22 protein-coding genes are annotated in these 24,060 nt (G+C 66.1%); 19 read left to right on the top strand and 3 right to left on the bottom strand.

Translation table 11 applies throughout. From position 1 onward, the window contains the following. The first annotated feature begins 241 nt into the window (after nucleotides 1-241). Nucleotides 242-496 carry a hypothetical protein gene (locus LPJ38_RS19570; RefSeq protein WP_231088335.1) on the top strand — a complete coding sequence of 85 codons (255 nt, stop codon included), beginning with the start codon at nucleotides 242-244 and terminating at the stop codon, nucleotides 494-496. Here LPJ38_RS19570 and LPJ38_RS19565 read toward each other — a convergent pair. Further along, nucleotides 483-752 (bottom strand): hypothetical protein, encoded by a 270-nt coding sequence (locus tag LPJ38_RS19565; protein WP_167520675.1) that lies wholly within the window; start codon nucleotides 750-752, stop codon nucleotides 483-485. The two genes, LPJ38_RS19570 and LPJ38_RS19565, sit on opposite strands and share 14 nt — an antisense overlap. A gap of 756 nt (nucleotides 753-1,508) precedes the next feature. Continuing rightward, nucleotides 1,509-2,336, bottom strand: a complete 828-nt coding sequence (locus LPJ38_RS19560; protein ID WP_145627003.1) for a dienelactone hydrolase family protein — start codon at nucleotides 2,334-2,336, stop codon at nucleotides 1,509-1,511. Between the two features lie 92 nt (nucleotides 2,337-2,428). On the opposite strand from LPJ38_RS19560, the gene LPJ38_RS19555 reads away from it, so the two are divergent. After that, on the top strand, nucleotides 2,429-3,484 hold the full coding sequence (locus LPJ38_RS19555) for a GlxA family transcriptional regulator (RefSeq protein WP_145627006.1): 1,056 nt from the start codon (nucleotides 2,429-2,431) through the stop codon (nucleotides 3,482-3,484). Between the two features lie 35 nt (nucleotides 3,485-3,519). Here the strand turns inward: LPJ38_RS19555 and LPJ38_RS19550 are convergent, their stop codons facing one another. Further along, nucleotides 3,520-4,698 carry an acyl-CoA dehydrogenase family protein gene (locus LPJ38_RS19550; protein ID WP_145627009.1) on the bottom strand — a complete coding sequence of 393 codons (1,179 nt, stop codon included), beginning with the start codon at nucleotides 4,696-4,698 and terminating at the stop codon, nucleotides 3,520-3,522. 396 nt (nucleotides 4,699-5,094) lie between these two features. Here LPJ38_RS19550 and LPJ38_RS19545 point away from each other — a divergent pair, with 396 nt between their 5' ends. The 17 genes from LPJ38_RS19545 (at nucleotide 5,095) to LPJ38_RS19465 (ending at nucleotide 24,045) form a co-directional block, all read left to right on the top strand. After that, nucleotides 5,095-6,345: an ABC transporter substrate-binding protein gene (locus tag LPJ38_RS19545; protein WP_145627012.1), complete on the top strand. Its 1,251-nt coding sequence runs from the start codon at nucleotides 5,095-5,097 to the stop codon at nucleotides 6,343-6,345. A 122-nt stretch (nucleotides 6,346-6,467) separates the two neighbouring features. Then, on the top strand, nucleotides 6,468-7,295 hold the full coding sequence (locus LPJ38_RS19540) for an AraC family transcriptional regulator (RefSeq protein WP_145627014.1): 828 nt from the start codon (nucleotides 6,468-6,470) through the stop codon (nucleotides 7,293-7,295). A gap of 191 nt (nucleotides 7,296-7,486) precedes the next feature. Next, the gene (locus LPJ38_RS19535) at nucleotides 7,487-8,497 is read left to right on the top strand and encodes a branched-chain amino acid ABC transporter permease (RefSeq protein ID WP_145627017.1); all 1,011 of its coding nucleotides are present in this window, start codon (nucleotides 7,487-7,489) and stop codon (nucleotides 8,495-8,497) included. Between the two features lies 1 nt (nucleotide 8,498). Then, nucleotides 8,499-9,581: a branched-chain amino acid ABC transporter permease gene (locus LPJ38_RS19530; protein ID WP_145627021.1), complete on the top strand. Its 1,083-nt coding sequence runs from the start codon at nucleotides 8,499-8,501 to the stop codon at nucleotides 9,579-9,581. Beyond that, complete coding sequence (locus tag LPJ38_RS19525; RefSeq protein WP_145627023.1) at nucleotides 9,574-10,356, top strand: ABC transporter ATP-binding protein; 783 nt, start codon at nucleotides 9,574-9,576, stop codon at nucleotides 10,354-10,356. Before LPJ38_RS19530 ends, LPJ38_RS19525 begins: the two co-directional genes overlap by 8 nt. Beyond that, nucleotides 10,349-12,559 (top strand): ABC transporter permease, encoded by a 2,211-nt coding sequence (locus tag LPJ38_RS19520; protein ID WP_145627025.1) that lies wholly within the window; start codon nucleotides 10,349-10,351, stop codon nucleotides 12,557-12,559. The genes LPJ38_RS19525 and LPJ38_RS19520 overlap by 8 nt, the downstream gene beginning before the upstream one ends. Nucleotides 12,560-12,562: 3 nt before the next feature. After that, the gene (locus LPJ38_RS19515; RefSeq protein WP_145627029.1) at nucleotides 12,563-13,396 is read left to right on the top strand and encodes a phosphoenolpyruvate hydrolase family protein; all 834 of its coding nucleotides are present in this window, start codon (nucleotides 12,563-12,565) and stop codon (nucleotides 13,394-13,396) included. A gap of 25 nt (nucleotides 13,397-13,421) precedes the next feature. After that, nucleotides 13,422-16,325: a flotillin family protein gene (locus tag LPJ38_RS19510; RefSeq protein ID WP_145627033.1), complete on the top strand. Its 2,904-nt coding sequence runs from the start codon at nucleotides 13,422-13,424 to the stop codon at nucleotides 16,323-16,325. 9 nt (nucleotides 16,326-16,334) lie between these two features. After that, a complete protein-coding gene (locus LPJ38_RS19505) occupies nucleotides 16,335-16,772 on the top strand; it encodes an SRPBCC family protein (protein WP_145627036.1) in 438 nt (145 codons plus the stop codon). Nucleotides 16,773-16,774: 2 nt separating this feature from the next. Next, nucleotides 16,775-17,218, top strand: coding sequence for an SRPBCC family protein (locus LPJ38_RS19500; RefSeq protein WP_145627039.1), 444 nt, complete (start codon nucleotides 16,775-16,777; stop codon nucleotides 17,216-17,218). Nucleotides 17,219-17,220: 2 nt separating this feature from the next. Further along, nucleotides 17,221-18,039: an FAD binding domain-containing protein gene (locus LPJ38_RS19495; protein ID WP_145627042.1), complete on the top strand. Its 819-nt coding sequence runs from the start codon at nucleotides 17,221-17,223 to the stop codon at nucleotides 18,037-18,039. Nucleotides 18,040-18,051: 12 nt separating this feature from the next. Beyond that, nucleotides 18,052-18,528, top strand: a complete 477-nt coding sequence (locus LPJ38_RS19490; protein WP_145627046.1) for a (2Fe-2S)-binding protein — start codon at nucleotides 18,052-18,054, stop codon at nucleotides 18,526-18,528. A gap of 9 nt (nucleotides 18,529-18,537) precedes the next feature. Next, nucleotides 18,538-20,130, top strand: coding sequence for a xanthine dehydrogenase family protein molybdopterin-binding subunit (locus LPJ38_RS19485; protein ID WP_145627048.1), 1,593 nt, complete (start codon nucleotides 18,538-18,540; stop codon nucleotides 20,128-20,130). A gap of 1 nt (nucleotide 20,131) precedes the next feature. Continuing rightward, nucleotides 20,132-21,154, top strand: a complete 1,023-nt coding sequence (locus LPJ38_RS19480) for a xanthine dehydrogenase family protein molybdopterin-binding subunit (RefSeq protein WP_036013333.1) — start codon at nucleotides 20,132-20,134, stop codon at nucleotides 21,152-21,154. A 10-nt stretch (nucleotides 21,155-21,164) separates the two neighbouring features. After that, entirely contained in the window at nucleotides 21,165-22,046 is an 882-nt protein-coding gene (locus LPJ38_RS19475; protein ID WP_145627051.1) for an AAA family ATPase, read from the top strand. Continuing rightward, the gene (locus LPJ38_RS19470; protein WP_145627054.1) at nucleotides 22,043-23,164 is read left to right on the top strand and encodes a vWA domain-containing protein; all 1,122 of its coding nucleotides are present in this window, start codon (nucleotides 22,043-22,045) and stop codon (nucleotides 23,162-23,164) included. The genes LPJ38_RS19475 and LPJ38_RS19470 overlap by 4 nt, the downstream gene beginning before the upstream one ends. Continuing rightward, nucleotides 23,161-24,045, top strand: coding sequence for an amidohydrolase family protein (locus tag LPJ38_RS19465; protein WP_145627057.1), 885 nt, complete (start codon nucleotides 23,161-23,163; stop codon nucleotides 24,043-24,045). Before LPJ38_RS19470 ends, LPJ38_RS19465 begins: the two co-directional genes overlap by 4 nt. The last annotated feature ends 15 nt before the right edge of the window (nucleotides 24,046-24,060 follow it).

Genomic DNA, 24,060 nt, shown 5'->3' with positions numbered 1-24,060 from the left:
TCTCCTCCGGAGGTGTCTGCGCGGCAGACGAGTTGGGTTGCGCGGTCTGGGCGGCGGCGCTCTCGAAAAGGCCAAGTGCTGCAAAGCACAAAATCGTCATTAGCAGTTTCACGTCAGATCCTCCGATGCACGTACCAAACGAGTTGCCCCCGTTCTACGTTCCGACAGGTGCGCCGCGACAGACTGACCTTGCATCCGGCTTGAACGGCGGGGGTCGGGGCACTACGCTTGGGCTAGTCTGGTGGTCAAGGATGACGGCGTGCAGGGGCGAGCGCGGCCATTTCTGCAGATGCTGGCGCGACTGCGCGCTTTGCGCGCGCTCGACAGCTCGGAGGATTCCGAGCCCCGGCGCGCCTCGCCCTTCCTGATTGTCGTTGCCGTCGTGCTTGCGCTCCTTTTGGCGATCCTGGTGATCGACCTGAATCATGCCGCGCTTCAGTCTCTTGGCCTGATGGGCACTGCGTTCTCCGCCGACCCCATCTTCAAGAGCCCGTAGAACCGCTGGCGCCCTGATCAATCAACGCGTTGGCGCGCGGCCAGCCATATCGTATAAACAGCTTGATGTTTGGTGCGGGAGGCTGCGGATGAAAGCGTTTCTTCTTGGCTGCGTCGCGTCGCTGGTGATCGCGGCTGCGGGAATGGTGCTCTTGAATCGGGTCCAGGAGCCCGTCGCTCACGCGTTTGCGACGACCGGGGTACGTCTCTAAGGCGACCAGACCTTGATGGCGTGAGATCCCGTTGGTCGGCGCCATCTTCCACGCCTCTCCCGGGACGGGACAAGACGCGCGACAGACACGGCTTCGCATTCTCGCGGCGCATTTCGCCCGAGCTTTGCTTGATCGCTCCACCCTCATAGCCAAGAGGGTGCAGGGAAGGCCGGGTGCCGGCGGCACCCGCGGTCCGCTGCGCATAGAGCACACGCAGGAAGAACCGCACAGCAGCATACAGGTGAAGCCCAACACACGGCCTTCCCTGCGCGATGGTCGGACGGCTTATGCCGTGCTCTCCCGGGAGCCGAGTTCCTTCTGGCCTCCCTCGCCCTCACGGAATTCACCGGCCCCGCGCCGGTTGACGCAGATGCCGCCTCCGCAAGAGCTTGACCGTAGCAACGACGGCCAGGACCACACGGTTTTGCCGTACGCACGGTTCGTTGGCGCCACAGGGTCCGACGGCGTTGTGCACCTTGCCACCGGAATATGACGCGACGAACCTGACAGCGCCGCTCGTCCGCGCGATGCGAAGGGTTCACGGAGAGCAATCCGCCCTGCCCTTGGCTCTCGCGCACGACGCTGCTGCGTCCACCGCAAGCCCGGCTCTGCGATCATACGACAACATGACCGCCCCTCAAGGGTGAGCCGGGATGCGCATCACATACGACGAATCCGAATTTCGGTAAAGTGGAATATTTCTGTGGCAGCGCATTGACATCGGAGCGAAACAGGCCGAGACCGCATCTGATATGCGTCAGGACGAATGCAGATTTTTCGGCGCCGAGCAGCTGCGGAGCATCAGGCCGATTCCGACTTCAGACGCTTCCGGAAGAATGCGATGATCTCGTCCCGGGCTGCGAGCGTGGGCTGACCGGCCTCGTCGACGAGATCGACCGTGACGACGCTGTGGGGCGTTTTGACGAACTGCGCAAAGAACGGCGGTCTGGGTCCGGTATTCGCGGCCGTGTCAGGCAGGACGCGACCGATGAAGCGATCGCCCAGCGCGGCCTGATAGGCGGCAAACCGTTCGGCGCGGCAGAATGAATCACCTGCAAACCGATAGGCAAGGACGGAGAGGTCTTCTCGTTCGAGCCGTGAGCGGATTTGCGAAAGTTCGTCGGCAGAGCTCTCGATGCCGCCGGGATTGTCGAGCGGAAGGGACGGCTGGGACACCACTGGAGCCAGTACCGCCTGATCCAGCATCATGTTCAGCGCAAAATTGCCGGTGAAGCACATGCCGATGGCGCCAACGCCCGGCCCGCCGCTCTCGCCATGGGCGAGCCTGGCGAGCGCACGCAACCAGTTCGATATTGGGCTCGATGCGCCGCCGCCAAGCGCGCGAAATTCAGCGCTGACGCAGGCACGCTTGAGAACGCCGGCCGCAGTTTCCGCATCGGGAACATCGCCGTCCGTTCCGAACAAGGACGGCATGTAGACGCGGAAGCCGGCGGCGCGAACCCAGCGGGCGAAGCGCGCAACATGCGGGCTGATGCCCGGCATTTCCGTCATGACGATGACCGCGGGTCCCTCGCCCGCGACGTAGACCGGCTTCGTCGCGCCCTCCAGCGAGACGACCCGCCGATTGAAATCAGAGAGATCATCAGGCTTCAGCAGCGCATCGCTCATGTCGTCCTCCGGAAAAGGTTGCGTGAACGGTATTTCCGGGGCATTTGATTTCGACAAGTGTCATAAATGACATTAATCGGGTCGATTTTGCCATGCCGCTCATTGACGTTCTGGTCCTGGAAGGCGCCTCTGCGGCCAGTGTCGCCATCACTTTCGAACTGATCGATGTGGCCAACCGCATTCGTGCAAGGGCCGGACGGCCGCCCTGCTTCGACGTGAGAGTTTCCGGCTCCGGGGCAAGGTGGGCAACGCAGCTTGCAAGGCTGCCATCGAAAGGAAGCGCCAACAGACCGGCGGACGTGGTGATCGTCCCCGGGCTGGCCTGGATGGATGAACACCTCGTTCGCGATGGATTGCAGCGGCGGGATGCCGACACGGCGAGGAAGGCGCTCCGGGCAGCCTTCCAATCCGGAGCTGAGATCGCCAGCTCCTGCTCGGCGGTCTTCCTGGTTGCGAGCGCCGGGCTGCTGGACGGCCGTCGCGCGACCACGACGTGGTGGCTCGGGCCGCTGTTTCGACAGCTGTTTCCCAGAGTGACGCTCGACACGGACGCGATGGTGTTGACCGATCGCCGCATGGCGACGGCCGGCGCGGCGATGGCTCAGCTCGACCTGATGCTCTCGATCATTGCCCGCCATGCCGGACCGGATTTGGCGGACAGCTGCGCCCGGTTCCTCCTGCTCGAGCGGCGGCAATCGCAATCCCGTTACATGGCGCTATCCTTCCTCACCGCCGCGGACGATCGCGTGTCACGCGCGGAACGCTGGGCGCGGGCGCGACTGCACCGGGCTTTCACGATCTCGGAACTCGCAAAGGCCGCGGGCCTGGGTGTGCGCACTTTTGCGCGCCGGTGCGAGCGCGCCACCGGGCTTTCGCCGGTGAGATTTCTCCAGAAGCTGCGCGTCGACAAGGCGATGGAGCTTCTGGAGACCACACGTCTCGGCCTCGACGACATCGCGGAGAAGGTCGGCTATGCCGACCCCTCGACCCTCCGCCGGCTGTTGAATCGGGAGAAGTCGCCCGGTGCGCGGGCCGTGCGCAAGCGCGATCATGGCGCTACGCTTTCCAGGATGCATGGAGCACGGCAACCTGCAAGGCGCAGGCGGCTTCCAGTCAGCCCCGGCGGTACGGGCTCAGGCTCTGTTTGACGAGGCCGCTTTGCAGAGCTCAGCATCAGCCCGGGTCAGCGCGGCTTGAGAAGCTCGCGCGCGACGATCAGCTTCTGAACCTCCGTCGCCCCTTCGTAGATGCGAAGCGCGCGGACCTCGCGATACAGGCTCTCGACAATCTCGCCCTTGCGCACGCCGCGTCCGCCGAACATCTGCACCGCGCGATCAACGACGCGCTGGGCGGTTTCCGTGGCGGCCAGCTTTGCCATCGCCGCCTCACGCGTTGTGGGAAGCTTCTGGACGTCGCGGCGCCATGCGGCGCGGTAGGTCAGCAGCGCCGCGGCATCCGTTTCAGTCGCCATATCGCCGAGCGCGGCCTGGGTCAGTTGCAGATCGGACAATGTCGTCCCGAACATGCGCCGTGCCTGCGCGTGCAGTCGTGCCTCCTCCAGCGCTCGTCTGGCAAAACCCAGCGCCGCTGCGGCGACCGAGGCCCGGAAGATGTCGAGGGTCTGCATTGCGATCTTGAAACCGCCGCCTGCGGCTCCGAGGCGACGGCCGATCGGAATGCGGCAGTTGTCCAGGCGCAGGGTTGCGAGCGGGTGCGGCGCGACGATGTCGATGCGCTCGGCCACGCTGAAGCCGGGATCATCCGGGAACACTGCGAAGGCCGAGATGCCGCGCGCGCCCGGCGCCTCGCCGGTTCGCGCGAACAGCGTGTAGACGTCGGCGATTCCGCCGTTCGATATCCAGGTCTTCTCGCCGTCCAGAACATAGCTGCCGCCATCTTCGCGCGCCATGCACGTCATCGCCGCCACATCCGAGCCCGCGTCCCGCTCCGAAAGCGCGAATGCGGCCAGCCATTCGCCGGCGCGGACTTTGGGCAGCACGGCATTTCGCAGCTCCGCCGTGCCCGCAAGCGCGATGGCGCCGGACCCGAGCCCTTGCATCGCGAAGGCGAAATCGGCAAGACCATCGGCATAGGCGAGCGTTTCGCGCGACAGGCAGATCGAGCGGGAATCGATGCTGGCCGCATCACCATCGGGTGCGGCAACTGCGCAATCCAGCAGTCCGGCCGAGCCGAGCGCGCGCACGAGCTTGCGACAAGCACCGTCGACGTCGCTGTGGTCGATCCCATCAAGTCCGCCCTGCGTGACGAAACAGTCGAGCGCCTCGCAGACGGCGCGATGACGCGGCTCGAAGAACGGCCAGTCCAGCCAGTCGCGGGAGATTGCCTTTGCCGGTGAGCTCATCTGTCGCTCCACAAGATCGGGTCTGCCGGATGGCCGGCAAGGTCCTGGCGTGCGGGTGATCGAACACGCCGACTGGCCAAGCCAAATTGTTTTAAGCTTAAACTATTTCGCTCCAGGGCGACATTGTCAAGCCGCGGGGCGCGCAAACAACGTCCCGGTGCTTGTCGCCGGTGCATTGAAGCCTGTTGAGAGCCAGTCCAACCACAGCCTGCTGCACCGCGGAACCATTTGCGTCGCAACATCCAAAATGAGACTGCCCGTCAAGCCAGGCGAGCCGTCCACGCATGCACGGCATGCAACTTCGGTTAGCCTCCCCGTCAAATCCGCGAGCCCTTCGAGCTGCGGGCGGAGCGCCGATCCGGCGCGGCGACAATCGACGACACAGGGAGGAGCACAATGTCCAAATGCAGTGTGGGGCTGCTCGCGCTGAGCAGCCTATTTCTTTCAACCGCCGCGATCGCTCAGGAAAAGATCAAGGTGGGCGTGACCGCAACGCTCGAAGGTACCTACACGGTGCTCGGCGAGGACGGCATGCGCGGCCATCAGACCGCCCTCAACGTGCTCGGCAAGAAGGTCGGCGACAAGGAACTCGAATTCATCGTCGCCTCGACCGACGCGACGCCCGACTCAGCCGTGCGCGCCGTACGCAAGCTGATCGAGCAGGACAAGGTGCAGATCCTGCTGTCGCCGCTCTCCGGCGACGAGGGCATCGCGGTGAAGAACTTCGCAAAAACCCACCCCGGGCTGACCTTCATCAACGCGGCCTCGGGCGCGCAGGAAACCACCTATGTCGATCCTGCGCCGAACTTCTTCCGCTACAACATGGACGGCGCGCAGTGGCAGGTGGGCCTCGGCAAATATGCCTATGAGGAAAAGAAGTATCGCAAGATCGCAACCGTCGGCGAGGATTACTCCTTCATTTACACCCAGGTGTTCGGGCTCGTGCTCGAGTTCTGCGGCGCCGGCGGGCAGGTCACGAACCGGCAATGGGTGCCGCTGGGAACGAAGGATTTCGCCTCCGTCATCGCCGCCCTGCCTGACGATGTCGACGCCATCTATCTCGGGCTTGGCGGCGCCGACGCCGTCAACTTCCTCAACCAGTACCAGCAGGCCGGCGGCAAGGCGCATCTGATGGGCGGTTCCATCATGATCGACCAGACCATCCTGTCGTCGAAGGGCAACGCCAAGAATGCCTTGGTCGGCACCATCGCGGCGAGCGGCCAGGCCGACACTTGGGAGGATCCGGGCTGGCAGAAATTCGTGAAGGCCTATCAGGACGCCTTCCCGCCCAACAAGCGCTTCCCGAGCCCGTCGCTGCTCGCGACCAATTACTATGATTCAACCATGGCACTGATCCTCGCACTGCGCCAGGTCAATGGCGACCTCTCCAACAACCAGGCGAAGTTCAAGGAAGCACTGGCGAAGATCGAGCTCGATGCGCCGAACGGCAAGATCAAGCTCGACTCCAACCGCCAGGCGATCGGCACCAACTTCGTCACCGAGGTCGTCGACGACGGCAAGGGCGCGCTGTTCAGCAAGGTCGTGAAGGTGATTCCGAACGTGAACCAGACGCTCGGCTACGATCCGGCCGTGTTCGCCAAGATCGGACTGCCGAGCCGCACCGTCCCGGAATGTAAGAAGTACTGACGCATCACATCGGCGACGCAACCGGGGAGCGACTTGCTGACGCGGTCGCTCTCCGCTCTTGCAATATCGCCAGCATTGATGAACGCTGGCGGAAAAGACAAGAACATTTGGGAGGGGAAGGCATGAGCCGTGCGCTCGCCGTCTTCCACGGCCGCTTCGGCCGGGCGACGGTTTATCAGTTGAACCGCCCTTTCAATATCCACGCCCATCGTGAAGGTCATCTGATCTTCCATGTTGGCGGCATGCCCGCATGCATCGATGTCTCCAGCGGGCATTACGACCTGACCGAATCCTCCGTGGTCGCCGTGAATCCATGGGAGCCCCACAATTTCCTGCCGGCCGATGTCGACGGCGGCGCGATCTTCTTCGTGCTCTACGTCAACGCCGAATGGTTTGCGCCCGACGCCTCCGGCTCCGACCGGTTGCGTTTCGGCCGCACCCAATTCAGGCGCACGCCTGCCCTCGACAAGCACATCAGGCGGACCGCCGCGCTCGTTTGCGGCGCACCGTCACTCTCCAGTCTGGATTCCGAGCTGAGGCGGCTGATCGACATCTGCTACGACGAAAGCTGGCAGCAGGCCGAGATCACGCGCGATCCGCGCGCAAACGGCTCGGTCACCGATTTTCGCGTACGCAAATGCATCAAGATGATGTCGGAGAGCCCCGGCGCGGAGATCGAGCTCGACGCCATCGCGCGGGAATCCGGCCTGTCCCGCCCACATTTCTACCGGCTGTTCCGCGTCCAGACCGGCGTCACGCCGAACCTCTATCTGAACACGCTCATCATGGAACAGGCGCTCGAGGCATTGGTGGCGAGCGAGGCGCCGATCGCCGATATCGGCTTCGATCTCGGCTTCTCCTCGCAAAGCGGCTTCACCCGTTTCTTCGCCGCCAATGTCGGCATGGCGCCGACCGATTATCGTCGCGCAGCCAAGGTTTTGCGCACCTAGCCGCCACGCGAAAAGATACTCACGATCAAACGTCGCTCTCGCAGCCCGGCTAGGATGTGGGCAACGCGATCCCGAGATGATCGCGACCGACGGGAGCGTACGTTCATGGCGAGGCTAGTGGCCGCGGCAAGGCTGCCTGACCTGCATTCAACAAGCCTCGGGCGGGCCGCCTGCAAGAGCGGGCAGCACGCATGAGCCGCTTCGTCGAACGCCATCCAGCCTGGGCACTAATTGCGATCATTGCCGTTGCGATCTTGCTCTGGCTGGTCTTCGCGGTCTGGCCGCCCGGGCTCGAAGAGGCGATCGGCCGCAAGCGCGTCTTCCTCAACGCCGTCTTCAACGGCATCACGCTCGGAGGCCTCTACTTCCTCGTCGCCAGCGGCTTCACGCTGATCTTCGGTCTGATGCGCAACGTCAATCTCGCGCACGGCTCGCTCTATCTGTTCGGCGGCTATGTCGGTTACGCCATCAGCGCTGCGACCGGCTCCTGGATCCTCAGCTTCATCGTCGCCTTCATTCTGACCGCGCTGGTCGGCGTCCTGCTTCAGGTCATCGTGTTTCGCCGGATGGAGGGACAGGATCTTCGGCAGACCATGGTGACGATCGGCCTTTCGATCGTATTCGCCGACCTCATGCTATGGGCCTGCGGCGGCAACTTCTATCAGATCCAGACACCGAACTGGCTGATCGGCCCCATCGAACTGCCGCTGGTCACGGCGATCAAATCCTCGGGCGAGCCGGTCTATCTCAGATATCCCCTGGTGAGGCTCGTGATCTTTGCCGCGTCCGTGGTCATCGGCATCGCGATGTGGCTCGCGCTCAACCGCACGCGGATCGGCATGATCGTCCGCGCCGGCGTCGATGACCGCGATATCCTGGCTGCGACCGGGGTGCGCATCCAGCTCGTCTTCGTGCTGGTGTTCGCCTTCGGCGCGGGCCTTGCGGGTATCGCCGGTGTCGTCGGCGGCACCTTCCAGTCGTTATCGCCGGGCGAAGACATCCGATTCCTGCTGGCCTCGCTCGTCGTCGTGATCGTGGGTGGCATGGGGTCGATCCCCGGCGCGGCGCTCGGGGCGCTGATCATCGGCCTCGCCGAACAGCTGGGCTCGGTTTACATCCCGACCTACGCCATCGTCGTGACCTTCCTGATCATGGTGCTGGTGCTGGCGATCCGGCCGCAAGGCCTCTTGGCGAGGCGCTGAGATGTCGCTCGCCCACGACGCCCGCATTGCCGTACGCCCTGCCACGATGGCGCAGCGCGCGGCGCGGATTTGGCCGGAGATCAACCATCCCGCGGCGTGGATCGTCGCGGTCATCCTCCTGATCATGCCGCTGATCGCGAGCGGCTTCTTCCTGATCGAGATCTTCGCCTCCACCCTGATCCTCGGCACCATGGCGCTGAGCCTGATGTTCCTCGCCGGCTATGGCGGCATGGTCAGCCTGATGCAGCTCACCATCGCCGGTTTCTCCGCCTACATGGTCGCCGTGTTCGGGGTCAGCGGCAACGCCAATATCAGCCTGGGCTGGCCGTGGTGGCTCGCGGTCCCGATGGCGTTGGCGCTGGCGACCGCGTTCGGCACGCTCGGCGGCGCCCTTGCGGTGCGCACCGAGGGCATCTACACCATCATGATCACGCTCGCGATTGGTGCGGCGTTCTACTACTTCACCAACCAGAACTGGGCGATCTTCAACGGCCATACCGGCATCAACACCGTGGCCACGCCGCATTTCTGGGGCGTTAACTGGCGCGCCGACGTTCCCTTCTACTACGTCGTGCTCGCAGTCGCCGCGCTCTGCTATTTCGCGGTCGAATATGTCTCGCGCGCACCCTTCGGGCTCGCGCTTCAAGGCGTGCGCGACAATCCCAGGCGCATGGCCGCGCTCGGTTTCAACGTCAATGCACACCGTATCGCCGCCTATGCGTTCGCCTCCTTCGTGGCGGCGCTGGCCGGCGTGCTCCAGGTCTGGAACTACCGCCAGATCTCGCCGGGCTCGGTCAGCGTCGGCGCCTGCATCGACGTGCTGATCATCGCCGTCGTCGGCGGCATCACACGTCCGATCGGCCCCTACATCGGCGCGCTGATCTTCGTGCTGCTGCGCACCTTCGCTCTTGATTTCCTGGTCAGGCTCGGGCTCGACGGCAACCGCTTCCGCCTGCTGATCGGGCTCGGCTTCCTCGCCATCGTGTTCTGGTCCTCGGACGGCGTCATCGGTCTGTGGCAGCGCTGGCGCCAGCGTCAGCGCCGCGGCCCCGATCATTCGCGCGGAGGGCGCGGCCATGGATAGCGTCGCCCAGCGCCTCTCCGCCGTCGGTGCCGGCGCCGCGCTGGAGCTGCGCGGCGTGACGCGCTTGTTCGGCGCGCTCGCCGCGCTCACCGACGTCACCATCACCGTGCGTCCCGGCGAGCGGCGCGCCGTGCTCGGCTCCAACGGCGCCGGCAAGACCACGCTGTTCAACTGCATTACCGGCGACTTCCCGCCGTCTTCCGGAACCATCCGCTTCTTCGGCGAGGACGTCACGCACTTTCCGCCCTATGAACGCATCCGGCGCGGGCTGCGCCGGACCTACCAGATCTCGGCGCTGTTCCCCGGCCTGACCGTGCAGGACAACGTCTATCTCGCCTGCCGCGGCGTTTCGCGCGGACGCTTCTCGTTCCTGCGCCCGGGGCAGAACGATGCCCTGATGCATGCGGCGGACAATCTCGTGCAGGCCGTGCATCTTTCCGCCGTGAAGGACCAGCGCGTGGCCGAACTCGCGCATGGCCAGCAGCGCCAGCTCGAGATCGCGCTCGCGCTCGCCGGCGCGCCCCGCTTCGTCCTGTTCGACGAGCCGGCCGCGGGCCTGTCGCCGACCGAACGCGCCGAGCTGATCGAGATCCTGACCTCGCTTCCGGCCCATATCGGCTACATCATCATCGAGCACGACATGGACGTCGCCTTGCGCGTCGTCGAGAGCGTCACGATGATGCACAACGGCCGCGTCTTCAAGGAAGGCCTGCCGCAGGACATCGAGTCCGATCCCGAGGTGCAGGAGCTCTATCTCGGGGGCGGCCATGAATGAGGCCCGCCGCACCAGCGCAGCGCTCGAGGTTCGCGGCCTCGACGTCTATTATGGCCATTCGCATGCGCTGCAAGGGGTCGATCTCACACTGGAGAGCGGCGTCTTCTCGGTGGTCGGCCGCAACGGCATGGGCAAGACCACGCTCTGCAAGGCGATCATGGGGCTGGTGGCCGTGAGCGGCGGCTCGATCCGCGTCCGCGGCGAGGACATCACGCGGCGGCCGCCGGCCCAGATCGCCCGGCTTGGTGTCGGCTATGTGCCGCAGGGACGCCGCCTCTGGCGTTCGCTCAGCGTCGACGAGCATCTGCGGCTCGCCGGCGGGCTGCGGCCGGGCGCCTGGACCGTCGAGCGCATTTACGAGACGTTTCCGCGTCTGGCCGAGCGCAGAGATCATGGTGGCGGCCAGCTCTCCGGCGGCGAGCAGCAGATGCTGGCGATCTCGCGCGCGCTGCTCACCAATCCGCAGCTCCTGATCATGGACGAGCCGACCGAAGGCCTCGCGCCGGTCATCGTGGCGCAGGTCGAGGAGATGCTGCTGCGCTTGGGGGAGGATGGCGACATGTCCGTGCTCGTCATCGAGCAGAATATCGGCGTCGCCACCGCGATCTCGCGCAACGTCGCGATCATGGTCAACGGCCGCATCAACCGCATCATCGACTCCGCGCGCCTCGCCGCCGACCGCCAGCTCCAGCAGCGCCTGCTCGGCGTCGGGCTTCACGCCGAGCTGGAGCCTGAGATCGACGTCGCCGCGCCGGGGGGCGAAGCCAAACCGGCGCCAGTGCCTCGCCGCGACGGCCCGATCCGCATCTACATCTCCAACCCGACGCTCCCGACAAGATGGTCGCAGCCGGTGCCGATCGCCCGCATCGAGGCCGCTGCGCGCACGCTCTCGACCCAGGTCGCGCGTCTCGACGAGACGGCGCGGCGCAAGCGCGAGCCGGCGGCGGCGCAGGCCTCCGGGCCGCCTGTCGTGCTGGTCGTCGGCACGCTCGACACCAAGGGCCAGGAGCTGCGCTTCATCCGCGACATCATCGCGGAAAGCGGGCTGCGCACGCGGCTGGTCGATGTTTCGACCAGCGGCAGACATTCATCCTGCGATGTCTCCGCGCAGGAGATCGCCCTGAACCATGGCCGCGGCGGCTCCGCCGTGTTCGGCCCGGATCGCGGGGCCGCGGTGACCGCGATGGCCGATGCGTTTGCTAACTGGCTGCGGCGCCAGGGCAATATCGCGGGCGTGATCTCCGCCGGCGGCTCCGGCGCGGCCTCGCTGGTCGCCCCGGGCATGCGCAGCCTTCCCGTCGGCGTGCCCAAGCTGATCATCTCCTCCGTCGCCTCCGGCGATGTCGGGCCCTATGTCGGGCCGGCCGATATCACGATGATGTATTCGGTCACCGACGTGCAGGGGCTGAACTCGATCTCGCGCGCGGTGCTGGCCAACGGCGCCCATGCGATCGCCGGCATGGTCAAGGCGCGGATCGATACGCGCGGCGCAACGGCGCGCCAGGCTGATGGGCTGCCTTCGGTCGGCATCACCATGTTCGGCGTCACCACGCCGGCCGTGCAGAAGATCGCTGCCGAGCTGCGCGACGATTTCGAGTGCCTGGTGTTCCACGCCACCGGCGTCGGCGGCCGTTCCATGGAGAAGCTCGTCGAGTCCGGCCAGCTCGCCGGCGTGATCGACCTGACCACGACCGAGATCTGCGACCTGCTGATGGGCGGCGTGTTTCCGGCGACGGAGGACCGGTTTGGTGCGATCATCCGCAGCCGCCTGCCCTATGTCGGCTCGGTCGGCGCGCTCGATATGGTCAATTTCGGCGCACCGGAGACCATTCCCGAACGCTACCGCGGCCGCAAATTCCACGTGCACAATCCGCAGGTGACGTTGATGCGGACGACGGTGGAGGAGAACGAGCGCATGGGCCGCTGGATCGGCGAGCGGCTCAACCAGATGGATGGCCCGGTGCGCTTCCTCCTGCCCGAGGGCGGGGTTTCCGCGCTCGATACGCGGGGCCAGCCGTTCTGGGACCCCGACGCCGACGCGGCGCTGTTCCGCACGCTGGAGCGCACGGTACGGCAGACCGGCAACCGCCAGCTCATTCGCGTGCCCAAGAACATCAACGATCCCGACTTTGCCGCCGCAATCGTCAGCGCGTTCCGGACCCTGTTCGGCCGCACGGGTGTGCGGCGGAGACTAGCGAGGTGACCGATGGCGAGGTTTGAACGCGCAGCGCTGCTTAAGAGGTTTCGCGACATGGCGCGTCGCGGCGAGCCGATCGTCGGCGGCGGCGCCGGCACTGGCCTATCGGCAAAATGCGAGGAGGCCGGCGGCGTTGATCTGATCGTGATCTACAATTCCGGCCGCTATCGCATGGCCGGCCGCGGCTCGCTCGCAGGTCTGATGGCGTACGGTGATGCCAATGCCATCGTGCTGGAAATGGCGAACGAAGTGCTGCCCGTCGTCACCAAGACGCCCGTGCTCGCCGGGGTCAACGGCACCGATCCTTTCCGCGACATGGACGTGTTCCTCGATCAGCTCAAGGCGCTCGGATTTGCCGGCGTCCAGAACTTTCCGACCGTCGGGCTGATCGACGGCACGTTCCGCGCCAATCTCGAAGAGACCGGCATGTCCTATGCGCTGGAGATCGACATGATCGCCAAGGCGCACGACAAGGACATGCTGACCACGCCCTACGTCTTCAGCGAGAAAGAGGCCGCGGCGATGGCGATCGCCGGCGCCGACATCATCGTGTGTCACATGGGGCTGACAACCGGCGGCAGCATCGGCGCGCAGACAGCGCCGAAGCTCAAGGACTGTCCCCTGCAGATCGACACCTGGGCTTCCGCTGCGCTCAGCGTCAATCCGGAGATCCTGGTGCTGGCGCATGGCGGGCCGATCGCGGATCCCACTGATGCCGATTTCATCATGAAGAACACCCGCCATTGCCATGGCTTCTACGGGGCGTCCTCGATGGAGCGGCTGCCCGTGGAGCGGGCGCTGACGGAACAGGTGCGTCAATTCAAGGCGATCGGCGCGCGGTAACGCCGAAGGTACGAGGGAGGGAAAGATGTCGGGGAATCTGGTCGGTGAATTGATCCTCTGGCTGATCGTCGCGGTCGTCGTGATCGTGGTCGGCGTCTACATCGTCAACTGGCTCTACCACCGCTCCTCCAAGGAGACCTCGTTCGTCCGCACCGGCTTCCTCGGTGAGCGCGTGGTGATCAATGGCGGCGCCTTCGTGCTGCCCTTCATCCACGATTACACGCCTGTCAACATGAACGTGCTGCCGATGGGCATCATCCGCTCCAGACAGGACGCCGTGATCACCCGCGACCGCATGCGTGTCGACATCGAGGCCGACTTCTATGTCCGGGTGCAGCCGACCCGCGAGGCCGTCTCGATCGCCGCGGCGACGCTCGGCCGCCGCACTATGGAACCCGGGCAGCTCCATGCACTGCTGGCCGGCAAGTTCATCTCCGCGATCCGCTCGGTCGCCTCCGAGATGACCCTGGAGGAGATGCACGAGCGGCGCGGCGATTATGTCGCGCGAGTCAAGACCAATGCGGCCGAGGCTCTGGCCCAGAACGGCCTGGAGCTGGAATCGGTCGCGATCACCGATCTCGACCAGACCGACCTCGAATTCTTCAACCCCTCGAACCGGTTCGATGCCGAAGGTCTGACCCGGCTGATGGAGGATATCGAGGCGAAACGGAAGCTGCGCAACGACATCGAGCAGGACTCGATGATCAAGATCCGCACCCGCAATCTCGAAGCCGAGCGGCAGGCGCTGGAGATTGAGCGCGAGAGCGAGACAGCGCGCCTGGAGCAGGAACGCGACATCGAGATGCGCCGTGCGCTCCAGCGCACGGAAGTCGCCCGCGAACGGGCGCTGCGCGAGACCGAAGCCGAGCAGGCGCAGATCTCGGCGCGCGAGGCCATCGAACGGGCACGCATCGCCAACGACCAGGCGATCGCGGAGGCGCGCATCGCCTCCGAGCGTGAGACCCGCCAGAAGGAGATCGAGCGGACCCGCACCATCGAGGAGAAGGAGCTGCTGGCGCGCGAGGAGATCGAGAAGACGCGGATCGCCAACCAGCGTTCGATCGACACCACCCGCATCGCCTCCGAACGCGAGGTCCGCCAGCGCGAGATCGAGCGGATGCGCACGGTCGAGGAAGCCGAGATCGCCGCGCGCGAGGCGATCGAGAAAGCGCGGATCCAGCAGGACCGCGTCGTCACCGACGCCCGCATCGCCAATGAAGAAGAGACGCGGCGCCGCGAGATCGAACGCACGCGCGCGGTGGACGAGGCCGAAATCGCCGCCCGCGAAGCCACCGAAAAAGCCCGCATTGCCCAGACGCTGATTGTCAATGTCGAGCGCATTTCTTCGGACGAGCGCACCCGCGCGCTGGAGATCCAGCAGGTGCGAACCATTCAGGAGGCCGAGATCGAGGCGCAGCGTGCGGTGGAAGCCGCGCGCATCGCCCGGGAGCGGACACTCGCCGCCGAGCGCATCGCCGCCGAGCAGAATACGCGGCAGCTGGAGATCGAGCGCAACCAGGCGCTCGACGTCGCCGGCATCGCCGCGCGCGAGACCACGGAGGCGACGCGGATCGCGCAGGAGGAACGCGTGCGCTCACTGGAGATCGCCCGCAACCGCGCCGTCGAGGAAGCCGATATCGCTTCGCGCGAGGCGATCGAGGCGGCCCGCATCGCCCAGGAGAAGGCGGTGGCAGCCGAGCGCATCCAGGCCGAACGCGACACGCGTTCGCTCGAAATCGAGCGGACCGGCGTGCTGGAAGCGGCCGAATTGAAACGGCGCGACGCGATCGAGCGCCAGCGCATCACCGTGGATCTGGCGCTGGAGGCCGAGCGCATCAATTCCTCCAAAAAGCGCGAGGTGCTCAACATCGAGCAGAAGAAGGCGATCGAGATCGCCGACGAGGATCGCGTCATCGCACTGTCGACCAAGAAATCCGAGCGGATCGATGCCGACCGCCAGGTCCGGCAGGCCGAGATCGTCGCCCGCAAGGAGGTCGAGACCACCGACGTCTCGCGCGAGCAGGCCCTGGAAGCCGCACGCATCGAACGCCGCCGCGCCATCGAGCAGCTCGAAGTCGCCCGCGTACAGTCGCTGCAGGAAGCCGAGATCGCCTCCCGCGAGGAGGTCGAGCGCGCGCGCATCGCCTCGGACCGCGGCCTCGACGAAGCCCGCATCGGCCGCGAGCGCGAGCTGCGCAAGCTCGAAGTCAATCGCGAGAAGGACGTCGAGACGGTGCTGATGGAGAAGGCCATCGCCATCCATCAGAAGTCCCTGGAGGAATCGGCAGCCCGCGCCGCCGCAGAGGAAGCGCGGATACGAGCGACTGAAGCGGCCGAGCGCGTCGTCACCGCGCGTGAAAGCGAAATCGCCAAGCGCCGCAAGACCGTCGAAGTGTTGCTCGCCGAGAAACAGGCCGAGGAGACCCGCATTGCAGCGGAAGCCGAGCGCGTCCGTGCGGCGGTCGAGGCCGAGGCGCAGCGGATGCTCAACGAGGCCGAGAACGTGCTGACCGACCAGGCGCGCTACTCGCTGTTCCGCAGAAAACTGCTCGACCGCATCGAGGGCATCGTGCGCGAGAGCGTCAAGCCGATGGAGAAGATCGAGGGCATCCGTATCCTCCAGGTCGACGGTCTCAACGGCAATGGGCACGGGAACGGCAATGGTGGGCGCAGCGCCACCGACGAGGTGATCGACTCGGCGCTGCGCTACCGCGTTCAGGCGCCGCTGATCGACTCCATCCTGTCCGACATCGGCGTCGAGGGCGGAAGCCTGTCAAAAATGCCAGGCCTGATCCGCGAGGCTCGAGACATGCAGGGCATCAAGGATTCCGCGCGCAAGAGCGGTGGCGGCGACAAGCCGGCGGCCGCCCCGCCTGCGACTGAGGGCGGCGAGCCGCCGGCCGAGCGCGGGCCGCGGAAGAAGGGTTGAGGCTGAACCATGGCCCGCGTCTACGTCTCCACCGTCGTCAACGCCCGCAACGACCGCGTCTGGGCGCGGGTACGCGATTTCAACGGCCTGCCGAACTGGCATCCCGCCATCGCCGAAAGCCGCATCGAGGGCGGCGAGCCCTCCGACAAGATCGGATGCGTCAGGGATTTCCGCCTGCGCAACGGCGACCGCATCCGCGAGAAGCTCCTCGGCCTCTCCGACTACGACATGTTCTGCACCTACTCGATCCTGGAATCGCCGATGGGTGTCGAGAACTACGTCGCGACGCTGCGGCTGACGCCCGTCACCGACGGCGACCAGACCTTCATGGAATGGACCGCCGAATTCGACTGCGCGCCCGAGCGGGAAAACGAGCTCGTCAGCAGTATCGGCGGCGGCGTCTTCCAGGGCGGCTTCGATGCCCTGAAGCGCGTGTTCGGAGGCTAGCCGTGCCGCATATCGTCAAAAGCACGATCTTAGACGCATCGACTGAGGCCGTGTGGAACGTGCTGCGCGATTTCAACGGCCACGACCGCTGGCATCCGGCGGTTGCGACCTCTTCGATCGAGCGCGCGCAATCCGCCGACAAGATCGGCTGCGTCAGGCGCTTCAAGCTCAAGGACGGCTCCGAGCTGCGCGAGCAATTGCTGGCGCTGTCCGACCTCGAACAGACCTTCAGTTACTGCCTGCTCGATACGCCCGTGCCGATGTTCAACTACGTCGCTCATGTCCGCCTGCTGCCGGTGACCGATGGTGACCGCACCTTCTGGCATTGGGAGTCGCGCTTCACGACGAAACCCGAGGACAGGGACCACATCACGCACATGGTCGCTGAAGACATCTACCAGGCGGGATTCGAGGCGATCCGCCGCCATCTGAGGGAGGCCGCCTAGCCATGGCTGTGACCGTGAAAACCTTTGCCAGTGCCGGCGAAGCGGCCGGGGCACTCTCCTCGGACCGCAGTGCGCGCTATCTCGGCGGCGGCACGCTGGTGATGCGGGCGCTCAACGAGGGCGACGTGTCGGTATCGACCATCGTCCGCGCCCGCGACCAGGCGCTGACCCGGATCGATGCGTCCGGCCCGCGCGTCACGCTCGGCGCCGGCGTCAGCTTCGCGCGCGTCCTCGCCGAACGCGACCTTGCCTTCCTGCACGCGCCCGCCCGTTCGATCGGAGGACCTGCCGTGCGCAACATGGGCACGGTCGGCGGCAATCTCTTCGCGCCGAACCCTTACGGCGATTTCACCGTGGCGCTGCTGGCGCTCGACGCCACGATCGCGGTGCAAGGCAGCTTCGGCGCCCGCGACATCGCCATCGAGGAGTTCCTGCAATCGCGCGAGCGGCAGTCCGGCGCGCTGGTGCTCTCGGTCTCCTGCACCCGGCCGGCGAGCGCCGAAGCGTTTCGTTATCGCAAAATCGCCCGCATCAAGCCGAAGGGCGGCTCTGTCATCACGCTGGCCGCACATCTGCCGGTCAGCGGCGGGCGCATTGCCGGCGCACGCATTGCGCTCGGTTCGATGGCGCCAACCCAGATCCGCGCCAAGGGGGCGGAACGTGCGCTCGAAGGCCGCTCGCTGGATGCCGCGACCATTGCGGCGGCCGCATCGGCAGCGTCTGAGGGAACATCGCCATCCGACAACGCGCTCGGCAGCGCCTGGTACCGCCGCGAGATTGTCGGCGTACATCTGCGCCGTCTGCTCTCCGGCCAGGAATAGACAGGGACCGCCATGTCCAAGACGCCTCTGCAATTTCGTCACAACGGCCGCGACGTCGCGATCTTCGTCGATGGCGGCACCAATCTGCTGGTCGCGCTACGCGAATTGATCGGCGACATGACGCCGAAATTCGGTTGCGGCCAGGGTGGCTGCGGCACCTGCAGCGTGCTGATCGACGGAGAGACCCACCTCTCCTGCTTGACGCTCGCCGAGACGATTGCCGGCCGCTCGATCGAAACACTCGACGGCATGAAGCAAGGCCCGAACCTGCATCCGCTGCAGCGCGCCTTCGCCGACAATTTCGCCGCCCAGTGCGGCTATTGCACGCCGGGCATGCTGATGGCCGCAAAGGCGCTGCTTGACCGCAATCCCTCCCCGAGCCGAGCCGACGTGATTGAGGCAATCTCCGGCAACATCTGCCGCTGCACCGGCTACGAGCCGATCATCAATGCCATCCTCGGCGCCGCGGGCGGCCGGGCCAGCGCTTGAGGTCACACCATGCTGGAATTACGCAAGGACATCTTCGCCGACGAGCGCGACGACAATCTCAAGGAGATCGGCAAGGGCACGCAGCGCCAGGACATGCTCGGCCACATCACGGGCACGTCGAGCTATTTCAACGACCACAAGCTGCAGGGGATGCTACACCTGAAGGTGCTGCGCTCGACCCAGGCCCATGCAAGGCTGCGCCGCATCGACACCACCGACGCCGAACGCTCCGCCGGGGTGCGCCGGATCATTCGCGGCGCGGACGTGCCGGTCAATCTCAACACGCTGCTCAGCCTGATCAATTTCGGCAAGGACGACGAGCCGTCGCTCGCCGTCGACAAGGTCCGCTACAAGGGCGAGCCGATCCTCGCCATCGTCGCAGACAGCGAGCGCGAGGCGTTCGAGGCCATTGCAAAGGTCAAGGTCGATTACGAGCCGCTGCCGACCGTGTTCGACGTCGAGGACGCGCTCAAGCCCGGCACCCCCGTGGTCAACGAGACCTATCCGAAGAACGCCTTCATCTATCACGACGTCTACGATCACCAGCGCTTGCGGTTCGGCGATGCCGACGCCGCGCTCGCCAGCGCCGACCACGTGCTGGAACAGCGCTACCAGATGTCGCCGATCGAACACGCGCCGACCGAGACCAACGGCGCGATTGCCGCGCCCGATACCAATGGCCGCTACATCGTGTACACCTCGACCCAGGCGCTGTTCTTCTCGGTCGACACCTGCGCCAAGATCCTGGACGTGCCGTCCAATACCTTCCATTTCATCGGCGGCACCGTCGGCGGCGGCTTTGGCGGCAAGGTGGATACGCTGACCGAGCCGCTTGCCATCCTCGGCGCCATGCTGACCGGGCGTCCCGTCCGTTACGTGTTCGGGCGCGAGGAGGAGATGCAGTATGGCCCGCCGCGCGGAGCCGAGCGCATCTACATCAAGGACGGCGTCATGCGCGACGGTCGCATCGTGGCGCGCAAGATCCGCGCCTATTTCGACAGCGGCGCGTATACTCGTCTCTCCAGCTACGCTGCGGTGAAATGCGCCGCGCATCTGCCGGGCCCGTACACGATCCCGAACGTCTATGGCGACGTCTATTGCGTCTTCACCAACCGCACGCCCGCGACCGCGATGCGCGGCTTCGGCGTGACCGCGATGGACTTTGCCATCGAATGCCAGATGGACAAGCTAGCAAACCTCGTCGGCATGGACCCGATGGAGTTCCGCATCCTCAACGCCTATCGCGATGGTGACATGAAGGCGCATCGCCGCGAGGCCAAAAACACCGCGCTGATCGAGTGCGTTCAGGTCGCCGCCGAAAAGGCCAAATGGCCGATCCGCGACGAGTTCAGGCGCGCCTCCTCACGCAAGGACGGCGGAGGCAGCCGCGCCGCGATACCGCCGACCCCGACGGATTCGCGCAGCCGGCCGGCCGCGCCTGCGCAGCAGCGCACGACCTATGATCGCGCCCCGGTGAATGCGACGCGGGAGCCGCCGCGCGAGCCGCCCCCGCCCGCACCGCCACCTCCTCCGCCGCGACCGGCCGCACCATCGCACGGCGCAACGCGGTTCTCGTCCGTGTTCGGCACCAGGAGGCGCTGAGATGACCAGGCATCGCGGACGCGGCATGGCGTCGATCAACTATCCCATCGGCATGAATCTCGGCGGCGATCCCAGCCAGGCGCTGGTTCATTCCAACCCCAGCGGCAAGTTCACGGTGGCGTTGTCGTCGATCGATCTCGGCCAGGGCATGAAATCGGTGACGCGGCAGATCTGCGCCGAGACGCTCGGTGTGCCCGTCGAAGACGTCTATGTCGACACGGCGGACTCCGACACCGGCCCGCATTGCATGGGCTCGTTCGCCTCGCGCGGCACCCATCGCGTCGGCAACGCCGTGATGGCCGCCGCCCGCGAGGCGCGCGGCGTGATGATGGAGGCGGCGGCCGAGGAGCTGGAGGTCAATGCGGCCGATCTCGAAACCGATGGCCGCGGCAACATCCATGTCAAGGGCGCGCCGCACCGCTCGATCTCGACCAAGGACGTCGCCATCGCCGCGCAATTCAAGCAGGGCAAGACCATCTCCGGGCGTGGCATCTTCCTGGTCCCGCTCTCCAACGTCGATCCGGAAACCGGCGAGATGTCACCGGCGACCTGCTATGCCCATGCCTGCCTCGTCGCCGAGGTCGAGGTCGACGACGAGACCGGCGAGGTTGCGATGGTCCGGATGGATTCCGCCTATGAGCTCGGCCGCGCGCTCAACCCGCGGCTCGTCGAGCAGCAGCTGGTCGGCGGCGCCTGGATGGGCGTCAGTCACGCCCTCTACGAGACGCCGGAGCCATACTATCCCGATCCTGTTCACGGGCCCCGCGACTTCGTCGAATATCTGATGCCCGGTCCCGGCGACATCTGCCCGCACGATATCGCCGTGTTGGAGCGTCCTGCCCCTGATGGCCCGTTCGGGGGAAAAGGCCCTGGCGAGATGTGCGCCAACCCCGTCCTCCCGGCCGTTGCGAATGCGATCTTCAACGCGGTCGGCGTGCGCATCGACGATCTGCCGATCACGCCCGAAAAGGTGTTGCGCGCGATCAAGGCCCAAGGCGGCGCGCGGCCGCAGGCACGGCGCTAGAGGATCGGTCGTGACGGTTCGCAGCAACATCGTCGGTATCGACAGCCCGGAAGCGCTGGAGAAGGCGCTGCGCGCGGCCTATTACCTCGCCGACGAGGGCCTTGCGACCGCTGCCTATCTCGGACTTGCCCTGGGCAAGCCACTGCTGCTGGAGGGCGCGCCGGGCGTCGGCAAGACGGAAGCCGCCAAGGCGATCGCCGCCGTGCTCGGCCGCCGCCTCATCCGCCTGCAATGCTATGAGGGGATCGACGCGTCTGCCGCACTCTACGAATGGAACTACCCGCGCCAGATGCTGGCGATCCGCCAGGCCGGCGACGAGAGCATCGACATCTATGGCGAGACGTTCCTGATCGAGCGGCCGATGCTGGCGGCGCTCCGTGCGCCTGATTCCACCGTGCTGCTGATCGACGAGATCGACCGCGCCGACCAGGAGTTCGAGGCGTTCCTGCTGGAATTCCTCTCCGACTTCCAGATCTCGATTCCCGAGCGCGGCACCGTGCGCGCGGCGGAGCGCCCCGTGGTCGTGCTGACCTCGAACAGGACGCGCGACCTGCACGAAGCCCTGCGCCGCCGCTGCGTCTATCACTGGATCGACTATCCCACGGCCGAGCGCGAAGCGCGCATCATCATGATGCGTGCCTCCAGCGTGGCTGAAGCCACGGCCCGCGCGGTTGTCGCGGCGGTCGAAAGGCTGCGCCGCGAGCCGCTGAGCAAGGCGCCGGGGATCGCCGAAGCGGTCGACTGGGCCGAAGCGGCGACACTGCTGCACAAGGGCGGCGCGCGCTGGCCGGATGCCTTCAAGCGTTCGATCGGCGTGGCCCTGAAGGACGAGGAGGATCTGCATTTCATCTCGCCGCGGCTGGACGCGATGCTCGCGGAGGCAACCGCATGAGCACCGAGCCGCAGCTCCCGCGCGCCGCGCGCGTCTTCGTCGCCTTCGTCCCGCTGCTGCGCGCCAACGGCTTTGCCGTGGCGCCGGAGCAGACCACGACGTTCCTGGCGGCGATCGGGCTGCTCGGCCCGCGCGACATCGAGCACATCCGACAGGCCGCGCTGGCGACGCTGGCTCCGCCGCCCGAACGCCACGCCACCTTCGACCGGCTGTTCGATCTCCACTTCCGCGGCAGCGAGGCGGTTGCCCGCGACGACGAGGGCGAGGACGACGAGACGGTTCGGCTCCAGGAAGAGGGCCGCGGCGACGAGGAGCCCCTGCGATCCGACGAGGCCAGCGAGTCCGGCCTCACCGCGACCCGAACCGAGGTCCTGGTCGAGCGCCGCTTTGCGGCGACGTCGACCATGGACGCGCTGCGCCGCCTGGCGCGCGAGGCGCCACGGCGTCTGCCGCGACGGCGCGGCCACCGGCGCATGCGCGCCCGCCGCGGCCCGTTTGCCGATCTCCGCCGCACTTTGCGCGACACCGTCCGCAGCGACGGCGAGATCCTGCGGCTCGGTCACCTCAAGCGGCGGCAGCGGCCACGCAAGATATTGCTGCTGATCGACGTCTCCGGCTCGATGAAGAGCCGCACCGAGGAGAACATGAAGCTCGCGCATGCGCTGGTGCAGGCAGCGCCCAATGTCGAGGTGTTCACCTTCGGCACGCGGCTGACGCGCGTCACCCGCCCGTTGCGGATGAAGCGCCGCGAGCAGGCATTGAACGCGGCCGCGCACCTCGTCAGCGATTGGGACGGCGGCACCCGCATCGGCGACGCGTTGCAGGCATTTCTCGCCGTTCCCCGCTTCGGCGGCTACGCACGCGGTGCCGCTGTGATCGTCGTCTCCGACGGGCTCGAGCGCGGCGAACCGGACGCGCTTCGCGATGCCGTCGCGAAACTGTCGCGGCGGGCCTGGCGCGTGAGCTGGCTGACCCCGCTCGCCACGAGCCTGGCGTTCCGCCCGCAGACGGAGGCGCTCGTCGCCATCGAGCGCTTCGTCGACGACCTCGTGGATGGCGGCTCCAGCGCGTCGATCGTCGCGCACATTCTGGCATTGGGACGAAGGAGAGCGGCGTGACCGATATTGTCGACGGCCATCATCATATCTGGCGGCAGGCCGACCTGCCCTGGCTGATCGGCCCCATGCAGCCCCGCATCTTCGGCCCCTATGAGCCGATCCGGCGCGACTATCCGATCGCGGAATATCTCGACGACCTCAAGGGCACCGGCGTCACGCGCTCGGTCTATGTGCAGACCAACTGGGCCAACGACCGTTTCGAGGACGAGGCCGCCTGGGTCCAGCAGACCGCAGACGAACGCGGCTGGCCACACGCGATCGTCGCCTATGCCAATTTCGCCGTCGAGGATGTCAGGCCGCAGCTCGATCGCCTCAAGCGCTATCCGCTCCTGCGCGGCGTGCGCATGCAGCTGCATTGGCACGAGAATCCGCTCTATCGTTTTGCGTCCCGCCCCGATCTCTGCGCCGACCCGACGATCCGCCGCAACGTCGCGCGTCTGGCCGACTATGGCTGGAGCTTCGATTTGCAGGTGTTCACCCCGCAGATGCAGGAGGCAGCCGAGCTGGCCGACGCTTGTCCTGATGTGACCTTCATCCTCCAGCATGCCGGCATGCTGGAGGACCTCTCGCCTGCAGGCCGCGCCACCTGGCGCGCCGGGATGGCGCGGCTTGCGGCCTGCCCGAACGTAGTGTCGAAGCTTTCCGGGCTCGGCACCTTCATCCATCGTAACGATCCCGCGCACATCGCGGCCGTACTCACCGACACAGTTGCGATCTTCGGCGCCGAGCGCTGCCTGTTCGGCTCCAATTTCCCGATCGAGAAATTGTGGACCAGTTATCGCGAGCTGGTCGATGCGTTTTGCGCGGCGGCCGCACCGCTGAGCACCGAACAACAGGACGCGATCTTCAGGGCCACCGCGACGCGCGTCTATCGGCTTTGACAGACAAGAATGAGA

Source organism: Bradyrhizobium daqingense (genome assembly GCF_021044685.1).
Classification (GTDB): Bacteria; Pseudomonadota; Alphaproteobacteria; order Rhizobiales; family Xanthobacteraceae; genus Bradyrhizobium; species Bradyrhizobium daqingense.
Note: the sequence above shows the minus strand (reverse complement) of the source record. Positions and strands in the feature narration are given on the sequence as shown.

What these genes read in the sequence shown, in the direction of transcription:
- LPJ38_RS19470 (WP_145627054.1), top strand. Translation starts at nt 22,043, where the DNA reads ATGAGCACCGAGCCGCAGCTCCCGCGCGCCGCGCGCGTCTTCGTCGCC.
- LPJ38_RS19495 (WP_145627042.1), top strand. Translation starts at nt 17,221, where the DNA reads ATGGCTGTGACCGTGAAAACCTTTGCCAGTGCCGGCGAAGCGGCCGGG.
- LPJ38_RS19535 (WP_145627017.1), top strand. Translation starts at nt 7,487, where the DNA reads ATGAGCCGCTTCGTCGAACGCCATCCAGCCTGGGCACTAATTGCGATC.
- LPJ38_RS19525 (WP_145627023.1), top strand. Translation starts at nt 9,574, where the DNA reads ATGGATAGCGTCGCCCAGCGCCTCTCCGCCGTCGGTGCCGGCGCCGCG.
- LPJ38_RS19520 (WP_145627025.1), top strand. Translation starts at nt 10,349, where the DNA reads ATGAATGAGGCCCGCCGCACCAGCGCAGCGCTCGAGGTTCGCGGCCTC.
- LPJ38_RS19565 (WP_167520675.1), bottom strand. Translation starts at nt 752, where the DNA reads ATGGCGCCGACCAACGGGATCTCACGCCATCAAGGTCTGGTCGCCTTA.
- LPJ38_RS19490 (WP_145627046.1), top strand. Translation starts at nt 18,052, where the DNA reads ATGTCCAAGACGCCTCTGCAATTTCGTCACAACGGCCGCGACGTCGCG.
- LPJ38_RS19555 (WP_145627006.1), top strand. Translation starts at nt 2,429, where the DNA reads ATGCCGCTCATTGACGTTCTGGTCCTGGAAGGCGCCTCTGCGGCCAGT.
- LPJ38_RS19540 (WP_145627014.1), top strand. Translation starts at nt 6,468, where the DNA reads ATGAGCCGTGCGCTCGCCGTCTTCCACGGCCGCTTCGGCCGGGCGACG.
- LPJ38_RS19515 (WP_145627029.1), top strand. Translation starts at nt 12,563, where the DNA reads ATGGCGAGGTTTGAACGCGCAGCGCTGCTTAAGAGGTTTCGCGACATG.
- LPJ38_RS19550 (WP_145627009.1), bottom strand. Translation starts at nt 4,698, where the DNA reads ATGAGCTCACCGGCAAAGGCAATCTCCCGCGACTGGCTGGACTGGCCG.
- LPJ38_RS19510 (WP_145627033.1), top strand. Translation starts at nt 13,422, where the DNA reads ATGTCGGGGAATCTGGTCGGTGAATTGATCCTCTGGCTGATCGTCGCG.
- LPJ38_RS19530 (WP_145627021.1), top strand. Translation starts at nt 8,499, where the DNA reads ATGTCGCTCGCCCACGACGCCCGCATTGCCGTACGCCCTGCCACGATG.
- LPJ38_RS19480 (WP_036013333.1), top strand. Translation starts at nt 20,132, where the DNA reads ATGACCAGGCATCGCGGACGCGGCATGGCGTCGATCAACTATCCCATC.
- LPJ38_RS19560 (WP_145627003.1), bottom strand. Translation starts at nt 2,336, where the DNA reads ATGAGCGATGCGCTGCTGAAGCCTGATGATCTCTCTGATTTCAATCGG.
- LPJ38_RS19485 (WP_145627048.1), top strand. Translation starts at nt 18,538, where the DNA reads ATGCTGGAATTACGCAAGGACATCTTCGCCGACGAGCGCGACGACAAT.
- LPJ38_RS19545 (WP_145627012.1), top strand. Translation starts at nt 5,095, where the DNA reads ATGTCCAAATGCAGTGTGGGGCTGCTCGCGCTGAGCAGCCTATTTCTT.
- LPJ38_RS19505 (WP_145627036.1), top strand. Translation starts at nt 16,335, where the DNA reads ATGGCCCGCGTCTACGTCTCCACCGTCGTCAACGCCCGCAACGACCGC.